The organism is Paenibacillus brevis (assembly GCF_018919145.1).
In the GTDB taxonomy this organism is placed as follows: Bacteria; Bacillota; Bacilli; order Paenibacillales; family Paenibacillaceae; genus Fontibacillus; species Fontibacillus brevis.
Map to the genome: position 1 here is coordinate 1 of NZ_JAHLQJ010000040.1, position 10,638 is coordinate 10,638.

A 10,638-nucleotide genomic window follows, 5' to 3' on the forward strand; every position below is an offset into this window, starting at 1 on the left:
CTGATTAAAACACAAATGACCCACAAGAGGGTCACTTTTTTCAAAGTGTCCTTCTTATGGGTCACAGTTCAGCTTTGCAAGCTGCTTTTATTCTATTACATCGGTAATATGCGTTGATTTTTGTAGAAATTCCACGATAATGTTTGAACTTTCATAACAGCTGATCAATCAACTCGGCGATTCCCTTGGTTCGGGCGACCGTAGAATTATTTAGAAATAGCACATCGGTAGCGTGATGCACCTCTATAAAGGCAGTCAGGCTGCCTTTGTAAAATCTGGGATCGATATAATAAATGGATTCAAAATGAGGGATCAGATACGGAATGAACGCATTGGCATACGAGTCTTTAATCACGACGATGCTTTTGCCATTATCCTGCCCGGTATGAATTTCACCCCAGGGAAAATCCCCGCCTAGGAAGACAGAGTACAGGCCGATATCCTCCTTGGCATATGACGGATCAACTACTTTTCCTTCAACTTTCTTACCATTCGTATAATATCTGGTGTAGCTATAACTATCCGCCGGCTGATAATAGGTAATCACATCCGGATGGGATTTCAGCTTGTAGCTTAATGTAGCCTTATAGGAGGAACCCAAGAAATCATCAATCTCCCCCTGTGCAAAAGTGCTCAGCGGCACTGCCTCTTCTCCAACGGTCTTCATGAATTCGCTATATGCATAATAGGCACCCAAAGCGGTCCAGTGATGATCTGTGCGAAAATAGATGTCCTCCTCCTTATGCTGATCCAACGCACTATAAGCATCAATCTGTTGAATTCCGGAGGACAGCAATTCATTTATATGTCCTAACGCCTCCTTCTGCGAATCCGAGAGCTGGCTATAGTGGTCATGATCAATAAATTCGGAGGATGTCGGGACCAGCATGGAATACACTCGAGCCGCGGAGTCAACCTCGGAACGAAAGCGGTTCAGCGTCTCGGCATACAGCTCGGCAGCGGCATTCGAATACTTAAACAGCGTGTAAGCCTGCTCTTTATAAATTAAATATTGCGTATCCTGGCTTTCTTGCACCAGCTGCTCCATATCATTATCACCCGTCAATCTTAAGGCGGTATTGTCCCCTCCTTGCTGAACCAGGATCGCTTCCTCGTCAGGCAGCCCTTTCCACGTCATGATAAGTGCGCCTGTCTTAGCCATGGAGGTGCGGAGAGGAAGATGATCATTAAAATATTGTTCGAAGTCCTGAATGAAGGCGCCTGTCGCCAGACTCCCCAAGGAAAAGGAAGGGAGTTCTCCCAAAGCCCGCTGCTCAAGAGATGAGACACTTCCATTATCCGCGTAGGCATGAATCAGGCTGATGATCCCATAACCAAAGGTTGCAGCCAGAAATATGGCCGTATTTATTTTATATCGTAAATTCATACCTGCTCCTCCTTTCATCAGAAACGATAGTACAAAAAGGGATTATAAGAACTGCCGACAAGCAGGACTGTGCAGAGAAAGAGGATAACGGCTTGAAGGACCGGGGCTCCTGCAAGCGTGAGACCCCTTTCCAGTCTAGGAAATGCCTTGCCAAACCATTGTGCGCCTGTTACGAGCAGCGGTATCGAGAGAATCACGGCAGCAACAACCAGGATCAAATTGTCGCGCACATAAAATCCCAACTCTACATTGAGAATGGCTTTATGATTAAGGCCAAGCATGGTAAGCAGGGCATGGATCGCTTCAGACAAATCTGTAAAGTAGAACCAAACCCAACCGATCAGAATAATCAACACAGCATATATATGGGCAAATAGAGCCGGCAGCTTATCTAGCCATTTTCCGAGAAACTGTCTTTCAATATAGATTAGCGCCCCGAAATAAAGCCCCCAAATAATGAAGTTCCAGCTGGCCCCATGCCAGATGCCGGTCAGAAACCAGACAACGAACAAATTCCGCATGGTGTTTCTTTGGTTGCCTCCCAGGGGAATATAGACATAATCTCGGAAGAATCCCCCCAGGGACATATTCCATCTCCGCCAGAACTCTCCCGCAGACTTGGAGATATAAGGATAGTTGAAGTTCTCCCGGAGATTGAACCCGAACATTTTGCCTAAGCCGATCGCCATATCTGAATACCCTGAGAAATCAAAATAAATCTGCAAGGCGAAAAGCAGGATTCCGAACCACATCCCCAAGACAGAGACAGAGGCTTCGTCCGCATGTAGCAGGAGATTGGCCGATTCCCCCAAGAGGTTGGCCAGCAGCACCTTTTTCCCAAGTCCAAGGACAAAACGGGAGACCCCTCCACTGAATCCGGCCAGAGTGACCTGCGGTCGTTCGATCTGCTCTTCGATATCCCGATAGCGAATGATCGGCCCAGCCACCAAATGCGGGAAGAAGGAAACGTAGAACAGCACCTTTTTCGGTGACCGCGGAGCTGCGATGACTCCCTTGTAGACATCTGTGAGATAACAAATTAATTCGAAGGTGAAGAAGGAAATACCGATGGGGAGCTTTATATCCGGAACCGGGAACTGAAACGGCAGCAACGTGTTCAGAGTCCCCATCAGAAATCCGGTATACTTAAAAAAGCATAGAAGGCCGATGTTGACTGCAATGGCTGTGATGAACAACAATTTGGATAGCGAGGTTCCTCTTGTCCGCTCGATGCCAAGAGCGAATAAATAGCCTAACAGGGACGCACCCAACAACAAGATGACCCATACCGGCTCACCCCATGCATAAAACACATAAGAGAATCCGATCAAAATCCATATCCGATGCGCGGGCTTTTTGAATAAGAAATAAGCCGCGAGCAAAACGGGCAAAAAGAGGTATAAAAAAATCATGCTTGAGAAAACCATGTATGTAACTCCCTTCTCTCTATCAGAGCTTCCAAGAGAAGTATAGAAAAGGAAAGTTAATAATCCATACAGCAGTTCTTAACAAATGCTTACCATTTTCTTATCTTTCTATCCGAGGTAATCAAGCTAATCGAGGCATGCGGGGCTATCCCATAGGCCCTTGCTAATGATGCTGCGTGCTGGAGGCAAACGTGTGAAGGTTGCTTACGATCGCTGTTGCTCGCGGATTTCTCCGATTGGACTAAGTTTTGAAAAGGAAGAAATCCCCTCCCAAAGGCGAACGCTCCGCTTCTGCAGCAACCTTTACACTTATGCCCTTCCTGCGCAGGCACTAACTGCAATCTATTTGCTTTCCGGCGTTTGTTTTGCCGCATAATCCGCCAGCCCAGCAAAATAACTGCTTTTGCGCATTTGTTTCGCCGCATGAGCTCCCCTTCCAGCAATTCAATAGCTTTCCGCACTTGGGCAAGGCCTGGAAAAATAACATGAGCAAGATCGATACCATCTGCTTAAGATAGCAGCCATAGACGAAAAAAACCAAGGAGCTGAGCGGAAAATAGGCCGCTTGGCTCCTTGGCATTTTATGAATATCATCCTATTTTGTTGATATGGGTGTTCCAAAGCTTGCTTTTGGACCTTCTACTTGCAATTTCAATTTCTATCTTTTCGTTGCCAGCGGAAGCAAAACCTCGAAAGCCGTGCTCTGCGGGCTGCTTGTAACAGACACTTGCCCCTGATGGACGTCAATAATACTCTTGGCGATAGCCAGTCCCAGCCCGGTTCCTCCGCTCGTCTTGGAGCGGGAGCTGTCCACTCGATAAAAGCGGTCAAACAAGTGCGGCAGACTCGACGAAGGAATTTCTTTGCCATAATTAATGAATTTCACGCGGGCCCAAGGCTCTTCGATGGAGATTTCAATATCGATAAATTTGCCGTCGGCGCCATATTGGATGGCATTACTTAATAGATTCTCAAATGCACGTACCAGCAAGTCCCCATCTGCATAGATGACTGCAGTATCCTGCTGCGCGGACACACGGCATTGCATAGCGGAGTTGTCCAGAATGGGAACAAACTCCTCCGCAAGCTGACCCAGAAAACCGTTCAGGTCAAGCTCGGACTTTTGCAAAGGCAGGCCGTTCTGAATCCGTGTGTATTCGAAGAGCTGGTCGATCAGCTTCTTTAGGTCCTTCGCCTTTTCATATGCGATATCTACGTAGTAACGCAGTTCTGTCTCGTCTTTATAACGATCCTCTTCTATGACCTCCAGAAAGCCGAGAATGGACGTGAGCGGGGTTCGGAGATCATGGGAGACACCGGTGATCAGATCATTCTTGGACCTCTCCGCCAGGCGCTCCTCTTCGATAGACTGATTCAACCGGTCTGCCATATGATTAATGCTGTCCGCAATCTTGGCCAGTTCCCCCGCTTGCGCCGGGATCTTCCGTTCGAGATTCCCCTCCGCAATTTCGCCGAGACCGTTTGTGATCTCCCGAATAGAGACATTAAGCCCCTCGACCGTTGCATTCAAATGCTGCGCCAAATGACCAAGCTCATCAGAAGTACGCAGGGGGATCTTTACATCCATGCGCCCGAGTCCGACTTCCGTCAAGGCTTGATCCAGCTCTTTTAAGTACCGGATGGTTCCCCTTGTCAGCATCCAGTACGTCAGGATAAAGATCCCTGTCCCTGCCACGATCATCGCGGGAATGGAGCCCCATTGCTGGATGATCCCGCGAACGACCTCTCGAATGGGAGACCAGAACGTCGTATTGGGAAGCGTCAGGATATAGGCAGCCAATTGATGGCATAAATACATGACGGTGACGGAAAGCAGCAGACTGACGATCGTGGATACCAAAAATTTTACTCTCAATGAAATTAGTCGTTTCAAGCTCATCCTGAATACCTGGCTTTCTTATTGGACTTCTATTTTATAGCCGATTCCCCATACAGTCTTAATGTACCGGGGATTCTGCGGGTTCAGCTCAATCTTCTCCCGGAGTCTGCGGATATGGACCATAACCGTATTTTTCGACTCTATATAGGGTTCTTTCCACACTTCCTCATAGATCTTGTCCATGCTCAGCACAATGCCGCGATGAAGTGCCAGCAGCTTGAGAACCTCGAATTCGCGCGGCGTTAATTTGATCTCCCGTTGGTCTACTGTTACTCTATGCATAGCGGTATAAATCACCAGATCGTCGATCACAATTTCATCCGGAGCAGGAGCTTGGGTATTATTGATATATCGATTATACCGCCGAAGCTGTGACTTTACCCGAGCGAGCAGCTCCAGCGGATTAAACGGCTTAGTGACATAATCGTCCGCCCCAATGCTTAGTCCGGAGATTTTATCCATATCCTCACTCTTGGCCGACAGCATAATGATAGGAGTATCACGTTCTTCACGAATCCGCATGCAGGCCTCCAAGCCATCCAGCTTCGGCATCATGACATCAAGAATGATCAAATGAACCGGATGCAACTCAAGAAGCTCCAGCGCCTCCAAGCCATCAGATGCAGTCAATAGGTTATAGCCTTCATTGCGCAGGTAAATCTCCATCAGCCTGACAATTTCTTTCTCATCATCCACTAGTAAAATCGTTTCCTTCACTTCGACGTACCTCCTTGACAGGTATGTAAGTTCGGCAAAGAAGGACCGAATTCCTCCTGTTGCCTTTCTGAGCAGGAGAAAAGAGCTTATCTAAAAAGTCCTCAAAACAAAAAGTTGGGCGAGAAAACGCAAGGTTTTCCGTCCAACTTTTGTTCGTTCGCTTCTTTTCGCTCTTGCCATAGAAATTCAGTTATTCATCAGGCATTGCGGGTATAAGTTCCCGTTGTTGATACCGTCAGAGTACCGTTCTCTTCATCAATAGTCAAGGAATCGCCTTTTTTCACGTTTCCTGTCAGCAGCTCTTCCGATAACCGGTCTTCGATATGCTTCTGAATTGCCCGGCGAAGCGGGCGTGCGCCATAAGCGGGATCGAAGCCTTCCTTGGCCAGAAAGTCCTTCGCTTTATCTGTCAGCGTAAAGTCCACATCGTACTCTCTCAGGCGCTTGCGAAGCTCCTCGGACATGAGCGTAACGATCTCGGCGATGTGCTTTTGTTCCAGCGAGTGGAAGACAATGATTTCATCGATCCGGTTGAGGAACTCGGGACGGAAGCTCTTCTTGAGTTCTTCCATCACTTTGCCCTTCATATTGTCGTAATCGGCACCGGCATCCTCCATGGCTGTGAAGCCAAGCCGCGAGTTCTTCTTAATCGCATCGGCTCCCACGTTGGAGGTCAGGATAATCAGCGTATTCCGGAAGTCCACGACACGCCCCTTGGAGTCTGTCAATCGGCCGTCCTCCAGAACCTGGAGCAGGATATTGAAGACTTCAGGGTGAGCCTTCTCGATCTCATCAAGGAGTACTACGGAATAAGGCTTGCGGCGTACCTTCTCAGTCAATTGTCCGCCTTCTTCATAGCCTACATATCCAGGAGGAGCCCCGACCAGACGGGCCGTAGAGTGCTTCTCCATGTATTCCGACATGTCGATTCGAATGACGGCATTTTCATCGCCGAACATGGATTCCGCAAGCGCACGAGCCAGTTCCGTCTTCCCGACCCCGGTCGGACCGAGGAAGATGAAGGAACCCATCGGCCGCTTCGGATCTTTAAGGCCTGCGCGCGCCCGGCGGATAGCCCGGCTGACCGCCTTCACGGCCTCATCTTGACCGATCACACGCTCATGCAGGATAGACTCCATATTGAGCAGACGCTCGGTCTCTTCTTCCTTCAGCTTATTGACCGGAATTCCCGTCCAGCTGGCAACCACCTGTGCGATATCCTCCGGCGTTACTTCGGAATCGGTCCGTCCTTGCTTTTCTCTCCATTGGTTCTTTGTGATATCAAGCTCTTCGCGAATTTTTTGTTCCGTATCCCGAAGGGCCGCTGCTTTCTCGAACTCCTGGCTCTGAACGGCAGCATCTTTCTCCTTGCGGATATCCTCCAGACGGCTCTCAAGCTGCTTGAGGTTTGGCGGTACGGTGTAAGAGTTCAGCCTTACCTTGGAGCCCGCTTCATCAATCAAGTCGATTGCCTTATCCGGCAAGAAACGATCTTGAATATAGCGATCCGACAGCTTCACCGCTTGCTCAATCGCTTCATCCGTAATTTTTACCCGGTGGTGAGCTTCATAACGGTCCCGAAGTCCATGCAGAATCTGGATAGCTTCCTCTACAGAAGGCTGATCGACGGTAATCGGCTGGAACCGGCGTTCCAATGCGGCATCCTTCTCAATATATTTGCGGTATTCATCCAGCGTTGTCGCACCAATGCACTGGAGCTCGCCCCGAGCCAATGCAGGCTTCAGGATGTTGGAAGCATCGATGGCTCCTTCGGCCCCACCGGCACCGATAAGAGTGTGAAGCTCGTCGATAAACAGGATGATGTTGCCTGCCTGGCGAATCTCATCCATGATCTTCTTCAGACGATCCTCGAACTCGCCGCGGTACTTCGTACCGGCGACAACGGAGCCCATATCTAGGGTCATAACCCGCTTGTCGCGGAGTGTCTCCGGAATTTCGTTATTGATAATCTTCTGGGCAAGACCTTCTGCAATGGCAGTCTTCCCGACGCCCGGTTCCCCGATCAGAACCGGATTGTTCTTCGTCCGGCGGCTAAGCACCTGTATGACCCGCTCAATTTCCTTGCTGCGGCCAATGACCGGATCCAGATTGCCTTCTTTAGCCGAGGCGGTAAGGTCCCGAGCCAAGCCGTCCAGTGTCGGAGTGTTCACATTGGCCGGAGCTCCATGATGACTGGATACAGCCTCACTGCTTCCCAGCAACTGCAGGACCTGCTGACGGGCTTTGTTCAGGCTGATGCCAAGGTTGTTCAGAACCCGTGCGGCAACGCCTTCGCCTTCGCGAATCAGTCCAAGCAGAATATGCTCGGTTCCAACATAGGTATGTCCCAGCTTCCGTGCTTCATCCATCGATAGCTCTATAACCTTCTTGGCACGCGGTGTATAGGCAATGTTCGTCGGCTGCTCTTGCCCCCGTCCGATCAAGGTTTCCACTTCATCTTGAATCTTCTCAAGTCCGAGGCCGAGACCGATCAAAGCCTTGGCCGCGATTCCTTCGCCTTCCCGAATCAGTCCAAGCAAAATATGCTCGGTTCCAATATTATTATGCCCCAGTCTGACTGCTTCCTCTTGAGCCAGTGCGAGCACCTTCTGCGCACGTTCTGTAAATCTTCCAAACATCATCCTACATACACCTCCAATAAGAATCTATTCCGTTAATTACCCACTTTTTCCCGAATCAGCTTCGCCCGGTACATATCACGTTCGCTTGGAGAGAGGTTCTCTCCAAATTGCTTCCGCAAGTAACCCGGCTGGGTCATGACATTCAGCTCGTTAATGACCTGAGCGGGGAGGGATTCAATAAGACCGATATCTACGCCAAGCCGCACATCGGACAGCCGCTGAGCAGCTTCCTTGGAATCGATAATAGCAGCATGGGACAAAATCCCGTATGATCTCATCACCCGGTCCGTCATCCGAAGTCTGGACTCATGCAGAAGCTTCTCGCGCGCGTTCTTCTCATGCTCGATGATTTGCAGGACAACTCCATACAAATTCTCGATGATTTCCGCTTCGCTTTGTCCCAGTGTAATCTGATTTGAGATTTGAAACAAGTTCCCAATTGCATCGCTGCCCTCACCATAGATGCCGCGCACGGTAAGTCCCACCTGAGATACAGCCGATAAAATAAGGTTGATCTGTTGGGTCAATACGAGCGCCGGCAAATGCATCATGACAGAAGCCCGGAGACCGGTGCCGACATTGGTCGGACAACTGGTGAGGAATCCGCGGTTGGCATCGAAGGCATAATCCACATGCTTTTCAAAAATATCGTCAACTCGTGCGGCCTTCTCCCATGCTTCCTGTACTTGAAGCCCTGGATATAAACATTGAATTCGCAAATGGTCCTCTTCGTTCACCATCACGCTAAGACTTTCATCTTCGCTGATAAATACAGCGCCATTTCGTGATTCATTCGCCAAATTAGGACTGATCAAATGCTTCTCCACCAAGATCTGCTTATCCAGTTCCTCCAACTCGTTCATAGAGACCGGAATCAGCTTGCCAAATTGCTTCAGCTCTTCGTCGGAAAGCACACCCTCCATAAGATGAAGGATCTCTTCCGACTGTTGATTGGTGGACAGCATCGGAAATGGATGATGAATCAAGTTGCGGGCGATGCGTACTCGCGTACTCATTACAATTTCCGACTCGTTGCCGCCCCGGCTCATCCACTCGCTGAGCGGCTGCTCTGTAAATCGCAGACTAGTCATCGCGCCTTCCTCCTAATTTGATTCTGCGGAACATTTCTTTTCAAGCTCCCGAATTTGATCCCGAATCGCTGCCGCTTCTTCGAACTCTTCCTGTACGATTTTGTCCTGCAATTCCCGGCGAAGATCCTCGATCTTGCGTTCAGCCTGGATGTGAGCTCCTATCCGCTTCGGAACCTTGCCTACATGGACGGTATTGCCGTGTACTCTCTTGAAGAGCGGATCCAATCGGTTGTTAAAATATTTATAGCATGAACTACAGCCAAAACGTCCAATTTTGCTAAACTGGGCATAGGTCAGACCGCATTCCTCACAGCGAAGCGGCTCGGATGGCTTAGTCTGTGCGGATTGCCCTTGAAAACCAGGATGGAATTCCATTAATCCTGATAACAGATTGTGGATGGAGAAACCGCCGGATGTTCCCGGAATCAGTTCTCCCTTTTCCCTGGCACATGCTTCACAAATATGAAATTCCGTCTTCTCTCCATTCACAATTTTGGTGAAATGCAGAGTAGCCGGGCGTTTGCCGCATTCTTGGCATTGCATGATCAATGTCCCTCCTTGTCTGGATAGACCTAGATTACTGCTCTAATCGCTTAGCTTAGCAACGAAATGAGCATTGCTTTCATCATTCTGGCCCGGATCTGATCCCGGTACGGCAGCTTCACCATCAGTACCTCGCGGGATACAGCCGCTTGCATCAAGGCTGCCTCGCGGGCGGTCAGGAAGCGCGCCTCCACTAACTGATAAATTAACCCTTCCGCTGCGGATTGCCCCATCTCTTCACCGATGGTTTGATGCAGATGCGTGTGGAGCGTGGTCGGTCCCGGCAGTTCAATGCGGCGTATTCTCACATAGCCGCCGCCCCCCCGCTTGCTCTCGACCAAATAGCCTTTCTCCAGGGTAAATCTTGTACTGATCACATAATTAATTTGTGATGGCACGCAGGAAAATTGCTCAGCCAAATCATTGCGCTGAATTTCAATGATCCCCTCGGGGCTGTCCTGCAGGATGGCCTTGAGATATTTTTCGATAATATCGGAAATATTGCGCATCACTCACCCTCCATAACCCTTTGGACCCTTTGTTTTTTGTTTGTTGACTTTGACTTTCTTTGACTTTATATACATTATAACATAAATCATCATTTTGCCAAGGGGATATCGTATCCTCAATAATTTCAGTTTGGGCGCTATAGACGCAAATTATTCTATTGCACCTCAAGAGGTGATAAAACTTCTAAGGCTAACACAAGCGGCTACTTCCGCACTAAGGTTGTTAAAAGAAACATGAGCCTATGCATATTCCTTCACTACTCGCTAATGGAGACCAGGTGCTGCAGCGGTGCTTGATAAGAAATAGCATTCAGATCAACCGTCGGTTCCAAAAAAAAAGAAAAAAGCACCACCGAGTTATCGGCAGTGCTCTTTGTGTTGCTTGGCGGCGTCCTACTCTCCCAGGACCCTTCGGTCCAAGT

8 protein-coding genes are annotated in these 10,638 nt (G+C 49.1%); all 8 read right to left on the reverse strand.

Annotated elements, in window-relative coordinates; genetic code table 11:
- Positions 1 to 151: 151 nt before the first annotated feature.
- The 8 genes from KQJ23_RS23415 to KQJ23_RS23450 all read right to left on the reverse strand — a co-directional run bounded on the left by KQJ23_RS23415 (position 152) and on the right by KQJ23_RS23450 (position 10,216).
- Positions 152 to 1,387 (reverse strand): DHHW family protein, encoded by a 1,236-nt coding sequence (locus tag KQJ23_RS23415; RefSeq protein ID WP_216481308.1) that lies wholly within the window; start codon positions 1,385 to 1,387, stop codon positions 152 to 154.
- A 17-nt stretch (positions 1,388 to 1,404) separates the two neighbouring features.
- A complete protein-coding gene (locus tag KQJ23_RS23420; RefSeq protein ID WP_249530029.1) occupies positions 1,405 to 2,799 on the reverse strand; it encodes an MBOAT family O-acyltransferase in 1,395 nt (464 codons plus the stop codon).
- 673 nt (positions 2,800 to 3,472) lie between these two features.
- A complete protein-coding gene (locus KQJ23_RS23425) occupies positions 3,473 to 4,690 on the reverse strand; it encodes a sensor histidine kinase (protein WP_249530030.1) in 1,218 nt (405 codons plus the stop codon).
- 42 nt (positions 4,691 to 4,732) lie between these two features.
- On the reverse strand, positions 4,733 to 5,431 hold the full coding sequence (locus tag KQJ23_RS23430; protein ID WP_346779453.1) for a response regulator transcription factor: 699 nt from the start codon (positions 5,429 to 5,431) through the stop codon (positions 4,733 to 4,735).
- A gap of 197 nt (positions 5,432 to 5,628) precedes the next feature.
- Positions 5,629 to 8,073, reverse strand: coding sequence for an ATP-dependent protease ATP-binding subunit ClpC (gene clpC / locus KQJ23_RS23435; RefSeq protein ID WP_216481311.1), 2,445 nt, complete (start codon positions 8,071 to 8,073; stop codon positions 5,629 to 5,631).
- A 32-nt stretch (positions 8,074 to 8,105) separates the two neighbouring features.
- The gene (gene mcsB, locus KQJ23_RS23440) at positions 8,106 to 9,164 is read right to left on the reverse strand and encodes a protein-arginine kinase McsB (protein WP_216481312.1); all 1,059 of its coding nucleotides are present in this window, start codon (positions 9,162 to 9,164) and stop codon (positions 8,106 to 8,108) included.
- A gap of 12 nt (positions 9,165 to 9,176) precedes the next feature.
- Positions 9,177 to 9,707, reverse strand: coding sequence for a protein-arginine kinase activator protein McsA (gene mcsA, locus KQJ23_RS23445; RefSeq protein ID WP_216481313.1), 531 nt, complete (start codon positions 9,705 to 9,707; stop codon positions 9,177 to 9,179).
- Positions 9,708 to 9,757: 50 nt separating this feature from the next.
- Positions 9,758 to 10,216, reverse strand: a complete 459-nt coding sequence (locus KQJ23_RS23450) for a CtsR family transcriptional regulator (protein WP_216481314.1) — start codon at positions 10,214 to 10,216, stop codon at positions 9,758 to 9,760.
- Positions 10,217 to 10,638: the final 422 nt, after the last annotated feature.

What these genes read in the sequence shown, in the direction of transcription:
- clpC (WP_216481311.1), bottom strand. Translation starts at nt 8,073, where the DNA reads ATGATGTTTGGAAGATTTACAGAACGTGCGCAGAAGGTGCTCGCACTG.
- KQJ23_RS23415 (WP_216481308.1), bottom strand. Translation starts at nt 1,387, where the DNA reads ATGAATTTACGATATAAAATAAATACGGCCATATTTCTGGCTGCAACC.
- KQJ23_RS23420 (WP_249530029.1), bottom strand. Translation starts at nt 2,799, where the DNA reads ATGATTTTTTTATACCTCTTTTTGCCCGTTTTGCTCGCGGCTTATTTC.
- KQJ23_RS23450 (WP_216481314.1), bottom strand. Translation starts at nt 10,216, where the DNA reads ATGCGCAATATTTCCGATATTATCGAAAAATATCTCAAGGCCATCCTG.
- mcsA (WP_216481313.1), bottom strand. Translation starts at nt 9,707, where the DNA reads ATGCAATGCCAAGAATGCGGCAAACGCCCGGCTACTCTGCATTTCACC.
- mcsB (WP_216481312.1), bottom strand. Translation starts at nt 9,164, where the DNA reads ATGACTAGTCTGCGATTTACAGAGCAGCCGCTCAGCGAGTGGATGAGC.